Origin of the sequence: Micromonospora sp. WMMD1274 (assembly GCF_049179035.1) — a bacterium.
Taxonomy (GTDB): domain Bacteria; phylum Actinomycetota; class Actinomycetes; order Mycobacteriales; family Micromonosporaceae; genus Micromonospora; species Micromonospora tulbaghiae.
This window is the reverse complement of record NZ_JBMHMG010000001.1, coordinates 1,641,491-1,665,035: the sequence shown is the minus strand read 5'-3', so window position 1 is coordinate 1,665,035 and position 23,545 is coordinate 1,641,491. Positions and strand designations below refer to the sequence as shown.

Annotated in this window: 20 protein-coding genes; 9 read left to right on the top strand and 11 right to left on the bottom strand. The window is 74.0% G+C overall.

Annotated features, from left to right (window positions below; genetic code table 11):
* Positions 1-3 precede the first annotated feature (3 nt).
* Both ACN27D_RS07420 and ACN27D_RS07415 read right to left on the bottom strand, forming a co-directional pair.
* Entirely contained in the window at positions 4-768 is a 765-nt protein-coding gene (locus ACN27D_RS07420; protein WP_358175190.1) for a class F sortase, read from the bottom strand.
* A gap of 79 nt (positions 769-847) precedes the next feature.
* Positions 848-2,098: a hypothetical protein gene (locus ACN27D_RS07415; protein ID WP_421498830.1), complete on the bottom strand. Its 1,251-nt coding sequence runs from the start codon at positions 2,096-2,098 to the stop codon at positions 848-850.
* A 561-nt stretch (positions 2,099-2,659) separates the two neighbouring features.
* On the opposite strand from ACN27D_RS07415, the gene ACN27D_RS07410 reads away from it, so the two are divergent.
* Entirely contained in the window at positions 2,660-4,471 is a 1,812-nt protein-coding gene (locus ACN27D_RS07410) for a glycoside hydrolase family 6 protein (RefSeq protein WP_120573465.1), read from the top strand.
* Positions 4,472-4,578: 107 nt separating this feature from the next.
* On the opposite strand, the gene ACN27D_RS07405 is transcribed toward ACN27D_RS07410, so the two are convergent.
* From ACN27D_RS07405 to ACN27D_RS07385, 5 genes are all read right to left on the bottom strand, one after another.
* Positions 4,579-4,962, bottom strand: a complete 384-nt coding sequence (locus ACN27D_RS07405) for a hypothetical protein (protein WP_091422838.1) — start codon at positions 4,960-4,962, stop codon at positions 4,579-4,581.
* A 75-nt stretch (positions 4,963-5,037) separates the two neighbouring features.
* Entirely contained in the window at positions 5,038-5,361 is a 324-nt protein-coding gene (locus ACN27D_RS07400; protein ID WP_091422840.1) for a hypothetical protein, read from the bottom strand.
* Positions 5,362-5,378: 17 nt separating this feature from the next.
* Positions 5,379-7,037 carry a sodium:solute symporter family protein gene (locus ACN27D_RS07395; protein ID WP_120573466.1) on the bottom strand — a complete coding sequence of 553 codons (1,659 nt, stop codon included), beginning with the start codon at positions 7,035-7,037 and terminating at the stop codon, positions 5,379-5,381.
* A gap of 126 nt (positions 7,038-7,163) precedes the next feature.
* Complete coding sequence (locus tag ACN27D_RS07390) at positions 7,164-8,249, bottom strand: hypothetical protein (RefSeq protein ID WP_421498829.1); 1,086 nt, start codon at positions 8,247-8,249, stop codon at positions 7,164-7,166.
* Between the two features lie 13 nt (positions 8,250-8,262).
* Positions 8,263-8,868: a hypothetical protein gene (locus ACN27D_RS07385; protein ID WP_120573468.1), complete on the bottom strand. Its 606-nt coding sequence runs from the start codon at positions 8,866-8,868 to the stop codon at positions 8,263-8,265.
* Between the two features lie 303 nt (positions 8,869-9,171).
* On the opposite strand from ACN27D_RS07385, the gene ACN27D_RS07380 reads away from it, so the two are divergent.
* The 7 genes from ACN27D_RS07380 to ACN27D_RS07350 all read left to right on the top strand — a co-directional run bounded on the left by ACN27D_RS07380 (position 9,172) and on the right by ACN27D_RS07350 (position 17,666).
* On the top strand, positions 9,172-11,520 hold the full coding sequence (locus ACN27D_RS07380) for a nitrate- and nitrite sensing domain-containing protein (protein ID WP_421498828.1): 2,349 nt from the start codon (positions 9,172-9,174) through the stop codon (positions 11,518-11,520).
* Complete coding sequence (locus tag ACN27D_RS07375; RefSeq protein WP_357896824.1) at positions 11,520-11,942, top strand: roadblock/LC7 domain-containing protein; 423 nt, start codon at positions 11,520-11,522, stop codon at positions 11,940-11,942. Before ACN27D_RS07380 ends, ACN27D_RS07375 begins: the two co-directional genes overlap by 1 nt.
* A complete protein-coding gene (locus tag ACN27D_RS07370) occupies positions 11,932-12,321 on the top strand; it encodes a DUF742 domain-containing protein (RefSeq protein WP_120573470.1) in 390 nt (129 codons plus the stop codon). The genes ACN27D_RS07375 and ACN27D_RS07370 overlap by 11 nt, the downstream gene beginning before the upstream one ends.
* The gene (locus tag ACN27D_RS07365) at positions 12,302-12,904 is read left to right on the top strand and encodes a GTP-binding protein (RefSeq protein WP_047890560.1); all 603 of its coding nucleotides are present in this window, start codon (positions 12,302-12,304) and stop codon (positions 12,902-12,904) included. Before ACN27D_RS07370 ends, ACN27D_RS07365 begins: the two co-directional genes overlap by 20 nt.
* A 101-nt stretch (positions 12,905-13,005) precedes the next feature.
* Complete coding sequence (locus ACN27D_RS07360) at positions 13,006-14,040, top strand: lactonase family protein (protein WP_358175009.1); 1,035 nt, start codon at positions 13,006-13,008, stop codon at positions 14,038-14,040.
* A gap of 177 nt (positions 14,041-14,217) precedes the next feature.
* Entirely contained in the window at positions 14,218-15,972 is a 1,755-nt protein-coding gene (locus ACN27D_RS07355; RefSeq protein ID WP_421498827.1) for a substrate-binding domain-containing protein, read from the top strand.
* Between the two features lie 212 nt (positions 15,973-16,184).
* Complete coding sequence (locus ACN27D_RS07350; protein WP_120573473.1) at positions 16,185-17,666, top strand: sugar transferase; 1,482 nt, start codon at positions 16,185-16,187, stop codon at positions 17,664-17,666.
* Between the two features lie 9 nt (positions 17,667-17,675).
* Here ACN27D_RS07350 and ACN27D_RS07345 read toward each other — a convergent pair whose 3' ends face one another.
* Entirely contained in the window at positions 17,676-18,806 is a 1,131-nt protein-coding gene (locus tag ACN27D_RS07345) for a PP2C family protein-serine/threonine phosphatase (protein WP_421498826.1), read from the bottom strand.
* A gap of 56 nt (positions 18,807-18,862) precedes the next feature.
* Between ACN27D_RS07345 and ACN27D_RS07340 the strand changes: the two genes are divergently transcribed.
* The gene (locus ACN27D_RS07340; RefSeq protein ID WP_120573475.1) at positions 18,863-19,417 is read left to right on the top strand and encodes a MarR family winged helix-turn-helix transcriptional regulator; all 555 of its coding nucleotides are present in this window, start codon (positions 18,863-18,865) and stop codon (positions 19,415-19,417) included.
* A 1-nt stretch (position 19,418) separates the two neighbouring features.
* Here ACN27D_RS07340 and ACN27D_RS07335 read toward each other — a convergent pair whose 3' ends face one another.
* The 3 genes from ACN27D_RS07335 to ACN27D_RS07325 all read right to left on the bottom strand — a co-directional run bounded on the left by ACN27D_RS07335 (position 19,419) and on the right by ACN27D_RS07325 (position 23,509).
* Complete coding sequence (locus ACN27D_RS07335) at positions 19,419-20,453, bottom strand: cobalamin B12-binding domain-containing protein (RefSeq protein WP_421498825.1); 1,035 nt, start codon at positions 20,451-20,453, stop codon at positions 19,419-19,421.
* Entirely contained in the window at positions 20,450-22,171 is a 1,722-nt protein-coding gene (locus tag ACN27D_RS07330; RefSeq protein ID WP_358175019.1) for a PP2C family protein-serine/threonine phosphatase, read from the bottom strand. Before ACN27D_RS07330 ends, ACN27D_RS07335 begins: the two co-directional genes overlap by 4 nt.
* Before the next feature lie 78 nt (positions 22,172-22,249).
* Positions 22,250-23,509 (bottom strand): ROK family protein, encoded by a 1,260-nt coding sequence (locus ACN27D_RS07325; protein WP_358175022.1) that lies wholly within the window; start codon positions 23,507-23,509, stop codon positions 22,250-22,252.
* Positions 23,510-23,545 lie beyond the last annotated feature (36 nt).

Here is a 23,545-nt window from a genome sequence, read left to right as displayed (position 1 = left end):
CCCTCAGCTCGTCATCGCCGCGTAGACGACGATGTTGTTCAGGTAGCTCCCGGCCGTCTTGTCGAACACCCCGCCGCAGGTCACCACGCGCAGGGCGGGGACGTCCGACGGGCCGTAGACCTGCGCGGCGGGAAAGGCGGTCTTCGGGTACGACCCCACCTCCCGCACCGTGAACGTGGCGGCCGAGCCGTCCTGCCGGGCGACCACGATCGTGTCGCCGGGCACCAGCGCGCCGAGGTTGAAGAACACCGCCGGGCCGAGCTGGGCGGAGTCGACGTGACCCACGATCACCGCGTTGCCGGACTCGCCCGGGCTGGCGCCGGGGGAGTACCAGCCGGCCTTCATGGCCTGGTCCAGCGGGGGCACCTGGACCGTGCCGTCGGGATTCGTGCCGAGCGACATGATCGGGGCCTGCACCCCGATGCGGGGGATCGAGATGGTGACCGGCACCGACCGGGGGAGCGGAGCCGGGGCGGGGCTCGTCGCCGTCGGGGCGCCCGGGGTGGCGCCGGGGCCGCCCGTCGGTGGGCCCGGTGTCGCCGGGCCGACGCCGCCCCCGGCGACGTCCGCCGTGGGTCGGCCGGTGCTGCCGGGCACGGGCCGGGCGGCGTCCGGTGTCGCCTGCCCCTCCGCGTCCGGGTCGGCGTACGTGCCGTCCGGGTCGGTCTGCGGGCCGGTGGTGACCGGGCCCGCCTGCGAGATCGGCTGCGGCGGTGCCGGCGGCGGGACGGTGCGCACGGACGCGCCGATCAGACCGGCCCCGGCCATGGCGAGCAGGACGACGACGGCCGCGCCGACGGCACGCCACGGACTTCCGTGACGGCCGCCGGCCCGGGTCGTCGTCCGGTCAGACCAGGCCACCGGCCCGCCGCCGGCGCAGCAGCACCAGGCCGCCCAGCGCCGCGGCGCCGATCATGCCCGCGCCACCGGTGGCGAGGTCGCGGTCCACGCCGGTGGTCGTCATGCCACCGTCACCGCCGTCGACCCCACCGCGCGGCAGGACCACCAGCTCGCCCTCACCACAGGTGCCCCGCAGCTCGTAGCGGCCCGGCCGTGCGTCGTGCGAGACGGTGGCCTCGCCGTAGTAGACGAAGTCCTTCCCGTGCTCCCAGCCGTCCTTGCCGTAGTCGCCCTCGGCGTCCTTGCCGTAGTCGCCCTTGTCGTCCTGCCAGGCGCCTCCGCTCGCCTGCCAGTCGTCCTTGCCGCCCTGCCAGTCGTCCTTGCCGTCCTGCCAGGAGCCGTGCTCGTTCTTGCCGTCCTTGCCCTTGTCGTCCGGCCGGCCGCCACGGTCGTCCTTGCCGTGCTCGTCCTTGGCGTCCTTGCCGTACCGGTCCTTGCCGTCGGGGCCGTGCGCGTCCTTGGTCCAGTCCGGCGCGCCCCGCTGCTCCTTCTCCCAGCCCGGCTCGGCGTCCTGGCCGTACTCGTCGTGCCCCTGCCAGTCGCCCGGGTCGACAGCAGCGCCGGCGCCCGCGCCGCCCGGCTGCGGCTGTCCTCCCGGCTGGTCGGCCGGCGGCTGGGGCTGGTTCGCCGGCGGCTGCGGCATGCCGTCGCCACCGGGACCGTTCCCGCCCGGCCCGTTGCCGCCCGGCCCATTGCCGCCCGGCCCATTGCCGCCCGGCCCATTGCCACCCGGCCCATTGCCACCCGGCCCATTGCCGCCGGGACCGTTGCCACCCGGGCCGTGCCCGTCCCCGCCGGGCTCGCCGCGGCCGTCCGGACCCTTGCCGTGTTCGTCCTTGCCGTCGGGGCCCTTGCCGTGCTCGTCCTTGCCGTGGTCGTCCTTGCCGTCCGAGCCCTTGTCGTCCCAGCCCCAGTCCTGGTCGCCACCCCGGTCGGCCCAGTCGCCGTGCTCGCCGTCGCGGGCCGGGTGCAGGTCGACCTTGCCGGTCACCTTCGACCAGACGGTGGCGTGCTTCTGCGGCTCGGAGCAGATCGCGAGCAGCTCGACGGTGTCCCCCGCCTTCACCACGTGGGGCTTGGCGATGACCTTGCCCTCGTCGTGCCCGCCCGCGTAGGCCATTCCCGGGGTGAACGCGAGAAGGCCGGCTCCGCCGAGGGCGGCGCCCGCGACCACCTTCCCGAGCATCTTCTTAGCCATGACCAGCGTCTCCATCCCTGTTCGTCCTGAGCCCGACGTCAGTCGAGCTAAGGCCGACGTTAGACCTTTTCGCGACTTATCCGGGGAAAGTTTCGCTTTTAGGGATATGCCGATGTTCGGGCGGTCCGCGTTTTCCGCGACACCTCGCGCCGATCGGGCACCCTTCGGCACCGCTGGGGGGAACGCGGTGGGAGCCTTCGCGCCGTTTCGGCACCTCATGGCGATCCGTCCGGGCGGGTGCCGGCGGGCGCGGCGGTAGGGTGGGTGGCGGGCGTATCGAGGCATTGCCATGGAAGCGCTCCCATGCAAGAATCGCTGCACGCGGTTCGGGGAGCCACACCGCGAGCTCAGACGTCGAGGGCAGCCGGCACCAACCGGCCGACGTCGGCTCCATCGGCCGGTCCTGCGGACCGGTCGGCACCACCACCCCCAAGCGCCCGTCCGGGTCGGGCGTCCCCCGAAGAACCCCCTGGCGCGCACGGCCGTCCCCGCAGGACGACCGCCGCCGCCATTTGCGCCGGGCCGTACGCGGATCCGGTCTCGCCCAAGGAGATCAGTGGCATGAATCTGTGGAGAAGGCTGTCCGGCCGGAACCGGACGCTTGCGCTCACCGGCGCCGGCGTCCTGGTAGCCGGTGGACTGGTGACCCTCCCGGTCACCGCGGCGCAGGCCGCCACCCAGTGCAGCGTGACCTACACGACCAGCGACTGGCCCGGTGGATTCACCGGCAACGTGACCATCAAGAACATCGGTGACGCGCTCAGCTCGTGGAGCCTCGGCTTCACCTTCCCGAACAGCTCGCAGCGGGTGGTGAACGGCTGGTCCGCGCGGTGGTCCCAGAGCGGCCAGAACGTCACCGCGCAGAACGAGTCGTACAACGGGTCGCTCGCCAGCGGCGCCAGCACCACCATCGGCTTCAACGGCTCCTGGAGCGGCAGCAACCCGAAGCCGACCCAGTTCACGCTCAACGGCACGGTCTGCAACGGCGGCACGCCGTCCACCAGCACCCCGCCGACGAGCACGCCGCCGACCAGCACGCCGCCCACCAGCACGCCGCCGACGACGGCGCCGCCGCCCACGACGGCCCCGCCGCCCACGACTCCGCCGCCGGGGCAGCGGGTCGACAACCCGTACGCCGGTGTGAAGGGGTACGTGAACCCCGAGTGGAAGGCCAAGGCCGAGTCGGTGTCCGGCGGCAGCCGGGTCTCCAACAACCCGACCGCGGTCTGGATCGACCGGATCGCCGCCATCAACGGCACGCCGGACAGCAGCTCCAACGGCGCGATGGGCGTGCGTGACCACCTGGACGCCGCGGTCGCCCAGGGCGCCGGCTACATCCAGTTCGTCATCTACAACCTGCCCGGCCGCGACTGCTCCGCGCTCGCCTCCAACGGTGAGCTGGGCCCGGACGAGCTGCCCCGCTACAAGGCCGAGTACATCGACCCGATCGCCGCGATCCAGGGCGACTCGAAGTACCGGAACCTGCGCATCGTCAACATCATCGAGATCGACTCGCTGCCCAACCTGGTGACCAACACCTCGGGCAACGCGGGCGGCACGGTCATGTGTGACACGGTGAAGGCCAACGGCGCGTACGTGAACGGTGTCGGCTACGCCCTGGCGAAGCTGGGTGCGATCGGCAACGTCTACAACTACATCGACGCCGCCCACCACGGCTGGATCGGCTGGGACAGCAACTTCGGCCCGGTCGCCGACCAGCTCAAGGCCGCCGCCGTCGCGTCCGGCAGCACCGTCGCCAACGTGCAGGGCTTCATCGTCAACACGGCGAACTACTCCGCCCTGAAGGAGCCGTACGTCAAGGTCACCGACTCGGTGAACGGCCAGACCGTCCGGCAGTCCAAGTGGATCGACTGGAACCAGTACGTCGACGAGCTGTCGTTCGCCCAGGCGTTCCGGCAGAAGCTGGTCTCGGTCGGCTTCGACAGCAACATCGGCATGCTGATCGACACCTCCCGCAACGGTTGGGGCGGCTCCGCCCGGCCGACCGGCCCCGGCCCGTCGACCAGCGTGGACGCCTACGTCGACGGTGGCCGGGTCGACCGGCGCCTGCACACCGGCAACTGGTGCAACCAGGCCGGCGCGGGTCTCGGCGAGCGGCCGCGGGCCAACCCGGAGACCGGGATCGACGCCTACGTCTGGGTGAAGCCCCCGGGTGAGTCGGACGGCTCCAGCAAGGAGATCCCGAACAACGAGGGCAAGGGCTTCGACCGGATGTGCGACCCGACCTACACCGGTAACGCCCGCAACGGCAACAACATGTCCGGCGCCCTGGCCGACGCGCCGATCTCCGGCGCGTGGTTCCCGGCCCAGTTCCAGCAGCTCATGCAGAACGCGTACCCGCCGCTCTCCTGAGTCGCGGCCGGACCACCCGCGGCGGCGGGAGTGAGGCACCGCCGCGCGGGTTCCCCGGGCCCCTGGTCGACGCCCACGTCGGCCAGGGGCCCTCGGCCGTTCCGGTGTCAGGGAACGGTGCGCTCGATCGCCGCCCGGCCCAGCTCGGCCAGGTCGCGGCGGGCCCGTTCCAGGTTCTCCGGCGTCACGTCCTGGCCCCGGGCCTGCACCAGGTCCTCCGGGTCCCAGGGCTGCTCGGCGCCGGTACGGATGTCGTCCGGTGCGGCACCGGTGCCGGTGCCGGTCGCGCCCGTCCCGGCCGCGTACGGGTCACCGATGAGGTTCGGCGACCCGGTGTCCGGCACCGCGCCGTCGGGCTCGGTGAAGGTGGGGTTGTCCGGGTCGGTGCCGCTGTTGCGCAACTGGGGCACCGTGCTGTCGTCGTCCACCGCCGCGGCCACCTCGGGGGTCTCCTCCAGCGGCCGCTCGCCACCGCGGTCACGATCGGTCATGCTGCTGCCCTCCTGTCCCTTCGCGTGATCCCCGTGGCCTACCCGGTGCGGGCCGCGCCATGCGGGCGGAGGGGGTCAGGACTCGTCGCGCTGCGGCTCCGGCGCCTCGGTCGGACGCAGCCGCTGCCACAGCAGCATCAGCAGGCCGAACACCAGCATCGCCGCGCCGGCCCACAGGTTGATCCGGACGCCCTGCGCCTTGTCGATCTCGGCGGACGTGTCGAACAGCCCCATCAGGCCGACGATCAGCCCGTACACCACGAACAGGCCGCCGATGACCCGGCGGATGTCGAACAGCCGGGCCGCGGCGGAGCGTTCCTCCCGGGCGTCCTCGGTCTCGTCGACCAGCGGGTCGTGCGCCTCGCCGCCCTGGTAGTGGCGGTCCGCGTTGTCTGCCATGGCGTGCCTCCCCTCCTTTAGAAGACCGGGATGTAGAACAGGGCGGCGAGGATCACGGCGACGACGCCGAGCAGCACCGGGGAGCGGTACCAGGCGGTGTCGCCGGCCAGCGAGTCGTCGGCGAGCGTCGTGTCGCTGAGGCCGTACACCAGTCCGGTCAGCTCCCGGTCGGTCTTCGGCCGGGTCAGCGGCGTGACGATCGCGGCCACCACCGCGACTGTGGCGAAGGCCAGGCCCGCGCCCCAGAAGCTCTCCTCCAGGTCCGAGTTGAAGCTGATCACGCCGCCCTTGTAGAGCAGGTACGTGGCGGTGGCCACGACGGTGCCGGACAGCAGCGACCAGAACCCGGCCAGTGGAGTCATCCGCCGCCAGAACATGCCGATGATGAACGTGCCGAACAGCGGCGCGTTGAAGACCGAGAAGAGCGCCTGGATGTAGTTCATGATGTTGCTGAACCCGGCCGCGATGAACGCGGTGCCGATGCCGATCACCACAGCGCCGACGGTGGCGATCCGGCCCACCTTCACGTAATGCTCGTCCGGCTTGTCCGGCCGGAAGTACGCCTGCCAGATGTCGTACGTGAAGACGGTGTTGAACCCGCTGACGTTCGCCGCCATGCCGGCCATGAACGAGGCCACCAGGCCGGTGACCGCGATGCCGAGCACGCCGTTGGGCAGCAGGTCGCGCATGAGCAGCGGGATCGCGTTGTTGTAGACCAGGTCGCCCTCGTCGGCGCCCAGCCCCTTCACCGTGACCAGGGCGATCAGGCCGGGGATCACGGTGACCGCCGGGATGAGCAGCTTCGGGTACGCGGCGATGATCGGCGTACGCCGGGCGGCGCTCATGTTCCGCGCGGACAGCGCGCGCTGCACCTCGGCGAAGTTGGTGGTCCAGTAGCCGAAGGAGAGCACGAAGCCGAGGCCGAACACGATGCCCAGCCAGTGCGCGCCGAGCGGGTTGTCGGTGCTGCCGGTGCCCTCCCAGGCGTGCAGTCCGGCCTCGCCGAGCTTGGAGTCGCGGACCGCGTCCATCAGCCCGCTCACGCCGCCGACCTTGACCAGTCCGATCACCGTGATCGGCACCAGACCGGCGATGATCACGAAGAACTGGAGCACCTCGTTGTAGATCGCGCCGGAGAGCCCGCCGACGGTGATGTACGCCAGCACGATCACCGCGCCGACGATGATCGCGAACCAGAGCGGCCAGCCGAGCAGCGCCTGCATGATCAGCGCCAGCGCGTACAGGTTCACGCCCGCGATGAGCACCTGCGCGACCGCGAAGCTGATCGCGTTGAGCAGGTGGGTGGGGCGGTTGAAGCGCAGCCGCAGGTACTCGGGGACGCTGCGGACCTTGGAGCCGTAGTAGAACGGCATCATCACGATGCCGAGGAAGACCATCGCCGGCACGGCGCCGATCCAGTAGTAGTGCACGGTCATGATGCCGTACTGGGCGCCGTTGGCGGCCATGCCGATGATCTCCAGCGCGCCCAGGTTCGCCGAGACGAACGCCAGGCCGGTGACCCAGGCGGGCAGCGAACGGCCGGAGAGGAAGAAGTCCACGCTGGTACGGATCGCGCGCCGGGCGGCGAAACCGACGCCGAGCACCGTGACGAAGTAGAGCGCCAGGATCAGATAGTCCAGGGCGTTCATGTTCAACCGCAGGCCGCCACCGCCCATGCCCGTGCTCCCCTCGTGTGCACCGCTGCCCGCACGTACCCCGATTGCGAAGTTTCATACCTGCTGTTCGGTCCGGGCACGGGGAAGCCCCGGCCGGGTCACCGGCCGGGGCTTCGTCACGGGTTCTCAGCGGCCGAGCACGCGGTCCAGGAAGTCGCGATAGCCGCGTACGGCCACCCGGAGCTGCTCGGTGTCGGTGGAGCCGGACTCCTGCCAGGCGCCGAGCCGGGTGCGCTGCTCGCGCAGGGCGGTGGAGAGCGCCTCGATCGCCTCCTCGACCAGCGACTCCGCCTCGCCGACGGCCGCGCGCGGGTCGTCCACGAAGCGCAGCTGCACGTCGCGCCAGCGGTCCCGGAAACCCTGCGCGGCCTCCGGCGCGAACAGCGTCGCCGCGTCGGCGGGTACCGCGCCGGGCGTGGGCCGCTCCGCGCCGGACAGCGCCGCGCCGGCGGCTGCCGCGCCCGCCGCGGTGGCGGTGTCGGTGTCCACCCGGTCGTGCCGCCGGTCGGCGCCGTCGGCCGCGGGGACGGCCTCGGCGTCCGGGTCGACCAGGCCGGGCTCGGCGCTGCCGTACCCGACCGCGCCGTCGGCGACCGCGTCGTCCCGGCGGACGCCGTCGACCACGCGGTCGTCCCGGGCCACGTCGTCGCCGGTTCGGTCGTCCCGGCCGTCGCCGTCCATGTCGCGGTCGGCGCCGTCGGAGTGCTCGGCGTCCCAGCGGTCCCGGTCGTGCAGGCGGTCCCCGGCGGTCGGGTCGGCCCGCTCGTCGTCCAGCGGGTCGGTGCGTCCCGGCGCGCCGTCGCCCGGCGCAGCGGTGTCCTCGCCGCGCGCGTCGCGCTCGTCCTGCGGGCGGCCGCTCGCCAGGGCCGAGGCGGCGACCGCGTCGCCCACCGTGGCCGCGCCGAACGCCGTCGGCAGCGGCGCCGGCTCGTGGAACGGGGGCCGCCCGTCGTCGTCGGTCCGGTCGGCCGCGTCGCGCAGCTCCCCGGCGTCGTAGGCGCGGGTCTCGTCGACCTCGGCGTCACGCCGCTGGTCGGCGACCGCCGGGTCGTCGAAGGTGCCCCGGTCGTCCAGCGCGTCCTCGGGCACGTCGGTCCGGTCGGCGTCGCGCCGGTCGGCGTCGGTGTGCTCGCCCGGCTGCGGCACCGGTACCGGTGCGGACCGGACGGCCTCGGGGTGGTCCTGCGTGACCTGCTGTTCCTCCTGGCGCATGGCGGCGGCCTCCTCAGCGGCTCGGGACGTCGTGGTCGTGGTCGTGGTCGGGGTGGCGCTGCTCCGGCTGCTGCGTGGAGGTGTGCACCGGGTCCTCGCCGAGCAGGTCGGCGAAGAGGGCCCGGTAGTGCACGAGCGCCTGCCGGAGGTCCTCGGTGCCGGCCTCACCGCGCTCGTTGCGCTGCCGGATCTCGTGGGCGTCGCGGTAGTGGGTGAGCGTGCGGGCGTGCTCGACGGAGAGGTGGGCGATCTGGTCCGAGAAGTCCCCGGTGGGGTATCCGCGCTCGGCGATCAGGCTGCTGACCAGCTCGTCGGCCTCGCCGACGGTCTCCGCGGGGGAGTCGACGAAGCGCACCTGGAGTTCCTCCCAGGCGGCGGCGTAGCGGGCCCGGGACTCCGGGCTCAGCGGGGTCAGCTCCAGCTCGGCGTGCCGGCGCTCGCGTTCCCGCAGCTCACGCTCGGCGGCGCTGCGGCTGTCCTGCTCGGCGACGGCCCGGTCGTACTCGGGGCCGAAACGTTCCCGCAGCGCCCGGCGGCGGCTGGCGACCACGGCTACCGCGACGAGCGCGGCGATGACGGCGACGACGATGACTATGACGACTACCTGGGTGGACGACATGGCTCCTCCTTCGCACGCTGGTATTCCCTCGTGCGGGTGATCGCCAATCCCGTTGTGCGGCACTTTCAGCCCCGGCCGGGAAAAAGGCGCGCTGCCGCGACCGCCGTCCGGTGCCGCAGCGGTGTCCGACTGAGCCCGTCGTGCCCGTCTCGGACCGTAGTGAGAGCCGAGACGGCCGGTAGTGCATCCGCCCCGGATTACGTATCCTGCCCAAGGCGTCCGGGCCGGGGCCCGGCGTCGTGGCCGGCGAAACGGCGGCCGCTGCCGGCGCCACCGAGCGACACCTTCCCGGGCGAGGTCTGATTGAACACCCGTGACTGGCCGATCCGCGCCAAGCTGACCGCGCTGGTCATCGGCCCGGTGACCGGGCTGCTGGCGTTGTGGATCTTCGCCACCACGCTCACCTTCGGGCCCGCGCTCGACCTGCTCTCCGCGCGTACCCTCCTCTACGACCTGGGCCGTCCGGGCGAGGCCGTGGTGGCGGAGTTGCAACGGGAGCGGCGGCTGTCGGTGGTCCAGCTCGCCGGTGCCCGCGCCCTCCCGGAGCTGACCGAGCAGCGGGTACGCACCGACGACGCGATCGTCGAGCTGCGCCGCAAGGTCGACGGCGGGGACCTGCGTGACGTCGCCGACGCCCAGCTCGACAACCGGCTCGACCAACTGGTCTCGGCGCTCGACGCGCTGCCCGCCGGGCGGGTGTTCATCGACGACCGGAAGGTCGACCGGGCCGGTGCCGTCGGCCTCTACAGCGGGATGATCGGCTCGGCGTTCCAGGCGTTCGGCGCCATGGCCGCGCTGCCCGACGCGCAGCTCAACCGGGAGGCCACGGCGCTGACCGCGCTGGGCCGCTCCCGGGAGCTGCTCGGCCAGGCCGACGCGCTGCTGGCCGGCGCCGTCACCGCGGGCCGGTACGCCGAGGGCGAGCACGAGCAACTCGTACGCACAATCGAGAACCAGCGCTTCCTCGCCGAGATCGCGGTCGCCGACCTGCCGCCCGGGGAGCGGACCGCGTACCAGCGGATGACCGAGGGCGCCGGGTTCCTCCGGCTGCGCGCGCTCCAGGACAGCCTGATCCGCTCACCCGCGCTGCCCGCCCGGTTCGACATGCGGGCGTGGGACACCGGTCACGCCGAGGTGTGGCAGAGCCTGCGCGACTTCGAGCTGCGCGGCGCCGACGCCCTCGCCGAGCGGTCGGTGCCGATGGCCACCCGGATCCTCGTCCAGCTCGCCGCCGCCGGTGTGCTGGGCCTGATCGCGATCGTGGTGTGCGTGCTGGTGGCGCTGCGGGTCGGCCGGTCGCTGGCGCAGCGGCTGACCGGCGTACGCGCCGCCGCGACCGAGGTGGCCGAACGCCGGCTGCCCGACGTGGTCGCCCGGCTGCGCCGGGGCGAGGAGGTCGACGTGGCCCGGGAGGCGCCCGAGCTGGACCACGGCGGCGACGAGATCGGCCAGGTGGCGCGCGCCTTCAACGAGGTGCGCCGGACCGCGGTCCGCGCCGCCGTGGACGAGGTGACGCTGCGCCGGGGCTTCAACGAGGTGATCCTCAACCTCGCCCGCCGCAGCCAGGGGCTGGTGCACCGGCAGCTGGCGCTGCTGGACCGGCTGGAACGGCGTACCGAGGACCCGGACGAGCTGGCCGGACTGTTCCAGGTCGACCACCTGGCGACGCGGCTGCGGCGGCACGCCGAGGACCTGGTCATCCTCGCCGGTGCCGCGCCCGGACGCGGCTGGCGGCGCCCGGTCGCCGCTGTCGACGTGATGCGCGGCGCGATCTCCGAGGTCGAGGCGTACGACCGGGTCGACGTGGGCGAGGTGGCATCCGCCGGGGTGCTGGGCCGGGCCGTCGGCGACGTGATCCACCTGCTCGCCGAGCTGATCGAGAACGCGACCGCGTTCTCCCCGCCCGGCACGCGGGTGGACGTCACCGGCCGGAGCGTCCCGGGCGGCTACACCATCGAGATCACCGACCGGGGGCTGGGCATGTCCGCGCCGGCCCTGGCCGAGGCCAACCGCAAGCTGGCCGAGCCGCCGGAGTTCGACCCGGCCGGCAGCGCCCGGCTGGGACTGTTCGTGGTGGCGCGCCTGGCCGCCCGGCACGGCGTACGGGTGGAGCTGCGGCCGTCCCGCCCGGCGGGGATCGTCGCCTCGGTGTTCGTACCGTCGGAACTGATCACCGACGAGCCGCCGGTGGGCGCGGACGCCTCCGCCGGGCCGGAACGCCGGCGCCTGGCCAAGGTGACCCGGCTGACCACCGTGCCCCGGCCGGGGCGGCCGACCCGGCCGGGCCGGGACCGGTCGGAGAACACAGTCGTCCCGTTGCAGTCGGCGCGCGCCTCGACTGTGGAACCACCCGCCGACGACGACGGCCTGCCCCGCCGGATCCGCCGCCGCGGCGCGACCGCGCGTCCGCGCGCGACGGTCGCCGACACCCCGGCCCACCGCACCCCGGAGGAGGCCCGCCGGGCCATGTCCGCGTTGCAGGCCGGCACCGCGCGCGGACGCCGGGACGGCTCGCGCGCCGCCGGAACCGGCCCGGCCACCCCCGCCACCGAACCGCGCGACACCGGTACGCCGTCCACCACCGCGGGGCCGGCGGTGGAGCCCGCCCCGCCGGCGCCGGACCAACGAACCGCGACTGAGAGGGACGCCTAGTGGTGCACACGACGCGGCAGAACGCCGATCTCGACTGGCTGCTCGACGACCTGGTGGAGCGTGTTCCCGCCGCCCGCCAGGCGGTGGTGCTCTCGGCGGACGGGCTCCTGCTCGGCGCCTCCACCGACCAGGACCGGACCGACGCGGAACACCTCTGCGCGCTGGCGTCCGGCTTCTCCGGGCTGGCCAAGGGCGCCACCCGGCACCTGGGCGGCGGCGCGGTCCGCCAGACGGTGGTGGAGATGGAGTCGGCCTACCTGTTCGTGACCGCCGCCGGGCAGGGCGCCTGCCTGGCGGTGGCCAGCGACGCCGACGCCGACATCGGCCTGGTGGCGTACGAGATGGCGATGCTCGTCATCCGGGTCGGGGAGAACCTGGCCGCGCCGAGCCGGGTGGCGGAGGAGCGGACCGATGCGCGCTGAGTCGCCGGGGCCGCAGCACGAGTGGCTGGACGCCGACGCCGGCCCGGTGGTGCGCCCGTACACGCTCACCGGCGGCCGGGTACGCCCACCCGTCGACGGCTTCGACCTGCTGGCGTTCGTGCTCGCCGCCCCCGGCGCGGACCCGGCCGGCACGCCCGGGCTCCAGCCGGAGCACCGCCGCCTGATCGAGCTGGCCCGGCGGCCGAAGGCCGTGGCCGACCTCGCCGCCGACCTGGACCTCGCCGTGGGCGTGGTCCGGGTGCTGCTCGGCGACCTTCTCGCCCATGAGCTCGTCGCGGTGCACCGCCCACCGGCCACCGCGTACCTGCCCGACGACAACATCCTCAAGGCGGTGGTCAGTGGACTCCGTGCGTTATGACCGGGAGCCGGGGGCGCCCCGGGTGCCGCTGGCTCTGAAGATCCTCATCGCCGGTGGCTTCGGCGCCGGAAAGACGACGCTGGTCAGCGCGTTGAGTGAGGTCCGGCCGTTGCAGACCGAGGAGGTCCTGACCGGGGCCGGGCTCGGCACCGACGACGTCTCCGGGGTCGAGCAGAAGTCGACGACGACGGTGGCGATGGACTTCGGCCGGATCACAATCAACGACGACCTCCAGGTCTACCTGTTCGGCACCCCGGGCCAGGACCGGTTCTGGTTCCTCTGGGACGAGCTGGCGTTCGGCGCGCTCGGCGCGGTGGTGCTCGCCGACACCCGGCGGCTGGCCGACTGCTTCCCCTCGATCGACTACTTCGAGCAGCGGGGCATCCCGTTCGTGGTGGGCGTCAACTGCTTCGAGGGCTCCCGCCGGTTCGGCCTGGAGGCGGTCCGCGACGCCCTGGACCTGGACCCGGACGTCCCGCTCGTGCTCTGTGACGCGCGGGAGCGGCAGTCCGGCAAGCTGGTGCTGATCTCGCTGGTCGAGCACGTGGCGCGGCAGCGCGGCGAGCCGGTGCCGGTGGGCTGAGCACCCCGCGCCCGATCCGTCGGGCCCGGCGGGACTGACCGGGCGCGCCACCGGGAAGCCTCTGGTTGGATCGCAGGCAGGACCGACGAGAGGTGGGAGCGGTGACCGGGCAGGACGAGATCGTCCACATCGGCGGCTACACGGCGGAGACGGGCGGGCGGGCCGAGGGCGTCGTGGCGGCCCGGCGGGACCGGGCGACCGGGGAGCTGACCCCGCTGGGCGTCGTGGCGGTGACCCCGTCGCCGTCGTTCCTGGTGCGGCACCCGGCGCTGCCGGTGCTGTACGGGTGCAACGAGCTGCCCGACGGGCTGGTGAGCGCGTTCCGGGTGGCCCCGGACGGCGACCTCACGCCGCTGGGCGTCCGCGAGACCGGTGGCGCGGAGCCGTGCCACGTGGCGGTCGCCCCGGACGGGCGGCACCTGTTCGTGGCGAACTACGGCGGCGGCAGCGTGGCGGTGTTCGGCCTGGACGCCGACGGCGTGCCGGGGGAGCGCACCGACCTGGTCCGGCACTCCGGCCACGGCGCGGACCCGCAGCGGCAGGAGCACGCGCACTGCCACATGGTCTCGCCCGACCCGGCCGGGGGCGGGCTGCTCGCTGTCGACCTGGGCACCGACTCCGTCTACCGGTACGACGTCGACGCGTCCACCGGCCGGCTGGCCGAGCGGGAGCCGCGGCTGCGGACGGCGCCCGGAACCGGACCCCGGCACCTGGCCCGGCATCCGGACGGGCGGCGCTGCTGGCTGGTCGGTGAGCTGGACGCCACGGTCACCGCGTACGAGCTGACGCCGGACGGGCCGCGGCAGTCGACGCGTGTCGACGCCAGCGGCCGGACCGGGCACGTCCAGCCCTCCGAGGTGGCGGTCGGGCCCGGGGGGCGTTTCCTCTACGTGGGCAACCGCGGGGTGGGCACGGTCGCGGTCTTCGCGCTCGACGGCCCCGCGCCGGAGCTGGTGGCCGAGGTCGACACCGGCGGCGAGTGGCCCCGGCACTTCGCGTTCGCCGGTGCGCACCTGTACGTGGCGGACGAGCGGGCCGACATGATCAGGATCTTCCGGGTCGATCCGGACGGCGGGGTGCCCGAGCCGGTGGGGGAGCCGGTGCCGGTGGCGAGCCCGACGTGCGTCCTGCCGTGACCGAACGGTGACCGGATGATAGTCCGAAGTGGATTGACATCACCATAAATGACTGACTGGTAACTTAGCGTATGGGTTAGGTGATCAACTGTTTCTGCTGCGTAACTTTCGTCCGAACGGTTGTGGTGGTAACCCCACGAGGTACGCAAGATGGTCACCGTGTCTGGCCGCCATCGCATGCGTTCTCACCTCCGCGGAGCAGGTGCCGCCGCCGTGGCGGCCGCCCTGGTCGCCGTCGTAGCCGGCTCCTGGTTCGGCTACCAGCAGCTGGCCGGCCCGAACTGTTCGGGTCGGCTCGAGCTGTCGGTGGCGACCGCCCCGGAGATCGCCCCGGCGGTGCGCGCCGCCGCCGACCAGTGGGTCTCCGACGGCGCGGCGGTGAGCGGAACGTGCATCGCGGTGAACGTCTCCTCGTCCGAGTCGGTCGAGGTGGCCGCCGCGGTGGCGAGCAAGCACGGCGCCACGCTCGCCGGCGTCGGGCAGGCCAGCGGCACCGCCGTCACCCCCGACGTCTGGGTGCCGGACTCGTCGACCTGGCTGGTCCGGCTCAAGAGCGGCGGGGCCAGCGCGTTCGCGCCGACGAACGGTGCCTCGATCGCGCGCAGCCCGGTCGTGGTGGCGCTGCCCGAGCCGGTGGCCTCGCGCATCGGGTGGCCGGACAAGAAGCTGCGCTGGTCGGACCTGCTGACTCAGGTCACCACCAGCAAGCCGCTGCGGGCCGGGATCGTCGAGCCGACCCAGGACGCGGCCGGCCTGTCCGGCCTGCTGTCGCTGACCGCCGCGGCCAGCTCCACCGGCGACTCCGGTTCGCCGAAGGCACAGGAGGCGATGGTCGGTGCGCTGCGTGCGCTGGCGACCAACCGTTCCTCGCTGCGGCAGGACCTCCTCGCGCGGTTCCCGCGCTCGTCGGACCCGACGGCGATCGCCAACGGGCTGGGGGCGGCGGCGCTGTCCGAGGAGGACGTGATCGCCTACAACAGCACCAAGCCGCCGATCCGGCTCGCCGCGCTCTACCTGGAGCCGGCGCCGATCCCGCTGGACTACCCGTTCGCGGTGCTGCCCGGCATCGAGCCGGCCAAGGCGTCCGCCGCCAAGGTGCTCTTCGAGGTGCTGCGTACGCCGGCCTTCAAGGACCGGCTCGCCGCGCAGGCGCTGCGCGCGCCGGACGGCAACTGGGGGCGGGGTTTCCAGGCCCCGACCGGCGCGCCGAGCCCGGCCAACGGCGGCGCGAGCCAGGTGCCACCGTCGGGTCAGGGCGGCGCGGCCGACCTCGACCCCGGTGCCATCTCGACCGCGACCACGACCTGGTCGGTGGCCACGCAGTCGGGCCGGATGCTCTGTGTCATCGACGTCTCCGGCTCGATGAAGAAGCCGGTCGCGACCGCCAACGGCGCCAGCCGGGAGCAGGTCACCGTCGCCGCCGCGAGCCAGGGCCTCGGACTGTTCGACGACTCCTGGTCGATCGGCCTCTGGACGTTCTCCACCAACCTCCAGGGCTCGCAGGACTGGAGCGAGCTGGTCGGAATAAAGCCGTTGTCGAGCAATCGGGGGGCGCTGCAGCGCGGCCTCGCCTCGATCAAGCCCTCAAGCGGCGACACCGGCCTGTACGACACCATGCTCGCGGCGTACAAGAAGGTGCAGCAGGACTGGGAGCCGGGCAAGGTCAACTCGATCGTGTTGTTCACCGACGGCAAGAACGAGGACGACAACGGCATCTCGCAGAAGGAGCTGCTGGACCAGCTGAAGAAGCTGAAGGACGACGAGCAGCCGGTCCAGGTCGTCATCATCGGCATCGGCACCGAGGTGAACCGGGCCGAGCTGGAGTCGATCACCAAGGTCACCGGCGGCGGCGCCTTCGTCACCACCGACCCCAGCAAGATCGGCGAGATCTTCCTCCGGGCGATCGCGCTCCGGCCGCCCGCCCCCCGCTGACCTGAAGCTCAGCGCTAGTCTTCCGCCGTACCGGAAATCCGGTACGGCGGAAGGCTTCCCGGGTCAAGGCGCGGGATGAGAACTGACGGTAATGCGTCCGAATCAATCGGTAACCATAATTGTCCAGGCATGATGACCGGGTGCCTCGACCGCGGGCTCCACACCGGAGCCGGGCGGGGACGGGGCGGTCCTGAGCGAAGTGGGGAGGGCCGGTGACCTCGGCGACGCTGTTGACTCCTGCCACGTCGTCGCGACCCGGTGGTGAACGCCCGGGCAAGACGACGCGAGCAGCGGAGCGGGCCTACATCCGGGTCCTGGTGGTGCTGGACACCGCCGTGCTCGCGGTGGCCATCCTGGTCGGTTACCTGGCCCGGTTCGGCGACGAGGAGCCGACCGGCTCCGAGATCCCGTACGTGGTGGTCGCCCCGGTGCTGCTGCTGGTCTGGCTCGTCTCGCTCAAGGCGATGCGGTGCTACGACGACCAGGTGCTCGGCTACGGCGCCGACGAGTACCGCCGGGTCAGCGCGGCCAGCATGCGGCTCGCCGGCGGCATCGCCATCGCCGGGTACATCGCCGATGTCGGCGTCTCCCGGGGCTTCCTGGCCATCTCCTTCGCCGTCGGCACGATCGGGCTGGAGGTGGCGCGGTTCGCGGCCCGCAAGCGGCTGCACCGGGCCCGCGACCGGGGCGCCGGCTGGTCCCGCAAGGTGCTCGTGGTGGGCGACACCGCGCACGTCCTGGAGCTGGTGCACACGCTGCGCCGGGAGCCGTACGCCGGCTACCAGGTGGTCGGCGCGTGCATCCCGGACGCGCTGCTCGCCCCGGTGCCGCAGCGGCTGGGCGACGTGCCGGTGGTCGGCAGCTTCCGGGGCATCCCGGAGGCCGCCACCGCGATCGGCGCCGACACGGTGGCGGTCACCGCCTCGGGCGAGCTGACCGCGACCCGGTTGCGCCGCCTCGGCTGGCAGCTGGAGGGCACCGGCGTCGACCTGGTGGTGGCACCGGCGCTGACCGACGTGGCCGGTCCCCGCATCCACACCCGTCCGGTCGCCGGCCTGCCGCTGATCCACGTCGAGGCGCCCGAGTTCCGCGGCGCCCGCAAGCTGGTCAAGGGCTTCGTCGACCGGTCGATCTCGTCGATCGCCCTGCTCGTGCTGGCGCCGCTGCTGATCGTGATCGCGCTCGCCATAAAGATCGACAGCCGCGGTCCGGTGCTGTTCCGGCAGACCCGGGTCGGCCAGGGCGGCGAGGAGTTCGGCGTCTTCAAGTTCCGCACCATGGTGGTCAACGCCGACGCCCTGCTCGCCGAGCTGGCCGCGCGCAACGAGACCGACGGCCTGATGTTCAAGATGCGCGACGACCCGCGCGTCACCCGGGTCGGCCGGCTGCTGCGCAAGTGGTCGCTGGACGAGCTGCCCCAGCTCGTCAACGTGCTGCTCGGCCAGATGAGCCTGGTCGGCCCGCGCCCGCCGCTGCCGTCCGAGGTGGCCCGGTACGACGGCGACGTGGCACGCCGGCTGCTGGTCAAGCCCGGCATGACCGGCCTCTGGCAGGTCAGCGGCCGGTCGGACCTGAGCTGGGAGGACGGCATCCGGCTGGACCTCTACTACGTGGAGAACTGGTCGCTGGCCGCCGACCTGACCATCCTCTGGAAGACGTTCGGCGCGGTGGTCAACAGCCGCGGCGCGTACTGAGAGGGCGGGTCAGGGCTGCGGCCCCAGCCAGTCCAGGCAGACCACGACCGCGTCGTCCACCAGGTCACCGGAGACGAAGGCCCGCAGGTCGCCGATCAGCGACCGGACCGCGTCCAGCGGCTCCATCGGCCCGGTCCGGCGCAGGAACCGGTCCAGCGCCACCTCGCCGTAGCGCACCTGCTCGGTGGTGGCCTCGATCACGCCGTCGCTGACCACGAAGAGCCGGTCCTCGCGCTCCAGGCGGAACCGCTGCGGGCGGTAGTCGGTGCCCTCGAACATGCCGAGCGGGAACTGCTTGTCCAGCTCCTGCTCGGTCACCTCGCCGGCCCGCAGCCGCAGCAACCGCGGCGAACCGGCGTCGACCACGGTCAGCTCGCCGGTGGCCAGGTCCAGCTCGATCAGGAGCACGGAGACGTGCTGTTCGCCCCGGTGCTGGGCGTAGATCGCCTGGTCGGCCAGCGCGGCCTGGTCGGCCAGGTCGAGCCCGGCCCGGCGCGCGTTGCGCAGCGCGTACGTGGCCAGCGAGGCGAGCAGCGCCGCGGCCACCCCCTCGCCGTAGCCGTTCAGCACCGCCAGCCAGAGCCGGTGGCCGTCGTCGGACCAGTCGAAACTGTCCCCGCGCACCGCGTACGCCGGCTCCAACTGCCCGGCCAGGCTGAACGATGGGCGGATCCGGCTGCGCCCGGGCAGCAGCTCCCACTGCATCTCGGCGGCCAGCGTGAGCCGCCGGCTGCGCCGCGCCGTCCGGTAGATGTCGGTGGTCGCCATGACCGCGCTCAGCTCGTGTCCGAGCACCGTGGCGATGGTGTCCAGCTCCCGGCGGGCGTCCGGGTCGGCGGGCACCGGCGAGACCTCGAGCACGCCCCGGCGTTCGCCGCGCATGCCCACCGGGAACCAGCCGACGCCGTCGGCGATCACCGGCTCCTGGTGGTCGAAGGCGCGCCAGGCCGGGTGGCCGGGGCCGGTGACCGCCGCGCCGTCACCCAGCGGCAGCAGCTCGGCGAGCCGGTAGTCGACCTGGTAGAGCTCGGTGCGGGTGACGCCGTACGTGCGCGCCAGCTCGGCGGCGAGCCGATCCACGATGAGATCCGTCGGCGCCTCGGTCAGGACCCGGCGCGCGTGGCCCTCCGCTCCGCTCATCTTTGCTCCTTTGCACAGGTCGCCGGGCAGATCCGGGGAGTAGTCTCGGGCCCACCATGACCGAAGAGCGCGGTCCCCGGGGACCTGAAACGAGTACGTCCGCCGCCCTGGACGAGGCGGCCGGCACCTTGCTCGCCGTCTGGGAGGCCGCCCGGGAGCGCACCACCAGCCGGCTGTCGAGTGCCCAGCTACGCGCGATCATGGTCGTCGAGCAGTATGACGGCATCAACCTCCGCCGTCTCGCCACGCTCACCGACATGTTGCTCTCCTCCGCCAGCCGGCTGTGCGACCGGCTGGTCGCGGCCGGGATGCTGGAGCGCGAGCCGGGCCGCTACGACCGGCGGGAGATCTCGCTGCACCTCACGCCCGCCGCCCTACGGCTCCTCGCCGAGCTGCGCGCCGACCGGCGGCGCCGGCTGGAGCGGATCCTGGCCGGGATGAGCCCGGAGGGCCGGGCCGCGCTGGTACGCGGCATGCGCGAGTTCGACGAGGTGGGCCGGCGCGGCGAGGCCACCGTGGCGGAGGGCTGGCCGATGCTGCAGCCCTCCGGGGAACGGATCGGCGACCCGGTCGGGCCGGCCGGCGAGCCTCCGGTGGCCCGTACCGCCTGACTCAGCCGGCCCGGCCGGGATCGTCCGGCGCGCTTTCGCGGGCGGCCCGCAACCGGGCCACCACCCGGGGATGCTCGGTGAGCGCCCGCTCCAGCGTGCCGAGCACCTCGTCCAGCAGCGCCCGGCCGCCCCGGGACGTCAGCGCCTCCTCCTGCCACCCGACGAAGTCGCGCAGCAGCCGGTCGTCGTCCACCCGCACGGCCGCGATCAGTGCGTCCACCAGGTGCGCGATACCGGCGGCGACATCCTCGGCGTGCTCCTCGGGCGGGTCCACCGTGGCGAGCGCGAGCCCGACCAGCTCACGCCGCCGGTGCAGCACCGCCACGTACGAGTCGTCGGGCGGGGGCGGCGGCGCTCCGGTGTGTGCGGCCGACAGCGGCCGTTCCAGCAGCGCCACCGCGTCCCGGGCGCTGGCGCCCCAGCCCGCCGCGCCGATCGCGGTGGCCCACCGGCCGTCCGGGCCGAAGCCGGGACCACCGGCCAGGACCGGCACCCCGGCCGCGCGGCTGGCCTCCACCATCCGCGCCGCCCGGACCAGCCGGTTCGGCTGCACGCAGCTCAGCAGCACCGCGTCCGGGCCGGTCTGATGCAGGTAGGAGACCAGATGCCGGGCCGGCACGCTGGCGCCGAGGAACGTGACCCGCCAGCCGGCCGCCCGGACCACCTCGGTGACGATGCGGGCGGCCAGCGCGTGCCACTCGCCCTCCACGCAGGCCATCACCACGTGACCGCGCCGCGGCGGGCCGGCCCTCGCGCCCAGCGCGTCCACCACCTGCTCGCTGACGTGGGTGGCGGCGTGCTCCTGGGCGACGCTCCACGAGCCGGTGAGCCAGCGCCGGCCGACCTCCCGCTGCGCCGCCGCGACCAGGTCGACCAGGACGTCCGCGACCGAGAAGCCGTCGGCCAGCAGGCCGCGCGCCAGCGCGACCGCGCCGGCCCCGTCGGCGGCGTCCAGGCGGTCGAGGTACGCGGCGAGCGTCTCCGGCCCGATCCGGCGCCCGGCCGCGGGGGTGGGGCGGTCAGGCGGCGGCGTCACCCGGCCGCCACGGCGAGCATGGCGATGTCGTCGTGGGGCTGCCCGTCCAGCCATTCGTCGACGAGCTGGAGTACCCGGTCGACGAGCGCGGCGGGCGGAAGCCCGGCGCCGGTGGCGAGCGCCTGACGCAACCGGGCGTCGCCGAACATGGCCGGCTCGGTCGGACCGCCCCGGGCCTCGGTCACCCCGTCGGTGTACGCCAGCAGCAGGTCACCCGGCGCCAGCCGTACCTCGGTGTCGGCGAACCGGGCGTCGGTGAGCGCGCCCACCGGCATGCCGCCCACCCGGACCGTCTCGACGCCGCCGCCGGCGCGGACGACGAGCGGCGACGGGTGCCCGCCACCTGCCACCCGGATCAGCAGCCCGCCGTCCGGCTCGCGGCGCAGCGCACCGAGCAGGAGCGTGGTGAACTGGGCCCGGCGGGCCGCGTCGGGAGCGTCCAGCAGCGCCCGGTTGAGCAGTTCCAGCAGCTCCCGGGGGCGTTGCTCGACCAGGCGCAGGGTCTGCAGCGACTGGCGGACCCGGCCGGTCAGCACGGCTGCGCCGACGCCCTTGCCGCAGACGTCGCCGAGCGCGAACAGGCCGCCGTCGCCGGTGGGGAACAGGTCGTAGAAGTCGCCGCCGATGCGCAGGCTGTCCCCGGCGGCGCGGTAACCGCCGGCGAGCGTCATCCCGGGCAGGCGGGGCAGCGCCGGCGGGAGCAGGCTGTTCTGGAGCACCCGGGCCAGGTGCGCCTGCTCGCCGTACAGCTCGGCCGCGGCCAGCGCGGCGCCGGCCCGGCCGGCGAACTCCCGGGCCAGGCCGATCTCCCGGCTGTCGAAACCGGGCCGCTCCCGGCGGCGGGCCAGCACCAGCGCGCCGGCCGGACCACCGGCGCTGGGCATCGGGCTGATCAGCACGGTGCCCGGGCGGCCGAACCCGGCGGGCAGCACCTCGGCCAGGTCGGCCAGCTCGGCGTCCAGCCAGGGGCTCGGTTCGGTGAGGTCGCCGTCGAGCGCCTCGACCAGGCCGGGCACCGACTCCACGGTGGGCCAGCCGGCCAGGCCGGTGACCGGGCCGGGGTCGCCGGTGGCGTACCGGATCCAGTGCGGCTGGTCCTCGGCGGGTGGCGGCGGGCGGTGCACCACGACTGCCGCGTCGGCCAGGTAGGGCACCGGCAGCGTCACGGCGGTACGCAGCGTCTGCTCGCGGTGCAGGGACAGCCCGAGCCGGCTGCCCGCCTCGGCGAGGAACGCGGTGCGCGACCGTTCGGCGAGCAGCGCGTCGGTGCGCGCGTGTTCCTCGGTGACGTCCCGGACGTACCAGGCGCTGCGGTCGTCGGCCAGGGCGCGCCGCACGCCGCGCAGCCGCCGGCCGTGGTGGTCGGTCTCGAACGCGTCCGACCCGGCGGCGGCCGCGTCGGCCAGCGCCGGCACCCGGCACGCGCTCAGGTCGACGCCGGGCGTCACCTCGGGGAGCAGGTCGGCGGCCATCGCGTTGACGAGCGTCACCACCCCGCCGTGGTCGACGGTCACGACCGCCTCGGCGAGCCCGTCCAGCAGCTCCCGGGCCAGGTGGTCGTCAGCCGGCAGCGCGGCCTCGGCAACCCGCCGGGGCCGTCTCCGCGAGGCGTGTCCACCGCCGCTGACCGGCCCCGCGACACCGCCCCGGCGCGCGGCGGTCACCTCCGGTGGCCGGGCGCTTCGGTCGGTCGACCCCTGCGCATGCTGTCGGTGCACCCCTCACTCGGCGACATGTTGCCTGGCGGCAAGCGTACCGAGCGCAGGCACGGAATGCCCGTCCAGGATCATCCCGGATCAGGTGGTCCGGGCCAGCCAGCCCACCGGCCGGTCGACGATCCGGCGGACCACCGAGCCGGCGCCGCCGACCGCCGCGGACTGCGCCCCGAGCACTGCCGGACGCACCGTGACCGGCGCCCAGCCGGCGGTGAGCACCCGCCGGGAGACCTCCGCCTCCACCGTCGGCCGCAGCCACGGCGCGAGCCGGGCGTATCCGCCCCCGAGCACCACGGTGTCCAGATCCAGCAGGTTCACCACGCCCGCGACGGCGATCCCGAGGGCGGTGCCGGCGTCGGTCAGGGCGGTCAGCGTGGCCGGGTCACCGGCCTCGGCCAGGTCGGCGAGCCGGGTGGCGGCGGTGTCCGCCGGAAGTTCCGCGCCGGGCAGTCCGGCGGCGGCGAGGATCGCCTCCTGGCCCGCGTACCGCTCCAGGCAGCCCTGGCCGCCGCAGCGGCACGGCCGGCCCTGTGGCTGCACCGGGAAGTGACCGATCTCTCCGCTCCAGCCGCGTGCGCCCCGGTAGAGCGCGCCGTCGAGCACGATCCCGGCGCCGATGCCGATCTCGCCGGTGACATGCAGGAAGCTGCGCGTGCCGCCCGGGCCGGCGTACAGCTCGCCGAGCGCGGCCAGGTTCGCCTCGTTGTCGACCACCAGCGGGGGCACCCCGTCGACCGGCTCGGCCAGCGGGTGACCGGCGAGCAGCGCCGGCACGTCCACGTCCCGCCAGCCGAGGTTCGGCGCGAGCCGGACCAGGCCGCCGTCGCCCACCAGGCCGGGCACGGCGAGCGCCGCGCCGGCCAGGGTCAGCCCGTCGCGTACGGCGGCGGCGCGCGCCTCGGCGGCCAACGCGGCGAGCCGGGCGAGCGCGTCGGCGGGGGAGACCGGGCGCAGGTCGGCGCGGCGGACCAGGTGGTGCCGGACCGTGCCGGTGAGGTCGACGACGCAGGCCGCCAGGTAGTCGACGTTCACCTCCAGGCCGAGCCCGGCCGGGCCGTCGGAGGCGAGCACGAGGCCCCGGGCCGGGCGGCCCGCCCCGGTACGCGGTTCCGGCTCCGCCTCGACGACCAGCCGGCCGGCGATCAGGTCGTCCACCACGGCGGAGACGGTGGCCCGGGTGAGGCCGGTGTCGGCGGCGATCCCGGCGCGCGAGGGCGGCCGTTCGGCGGCGGCGATCCGCCGGAGCACCACCGCGAGGTTCAACTCGCGCAGGCTGCCCTGCCGGACCGCCCCGGCGGTGCTGGTGCTTGTCACCTCTTGACACTGCCACATCGCCGCCATTTAATTCAACCGCTGAACAAATCGCGGACGACACCA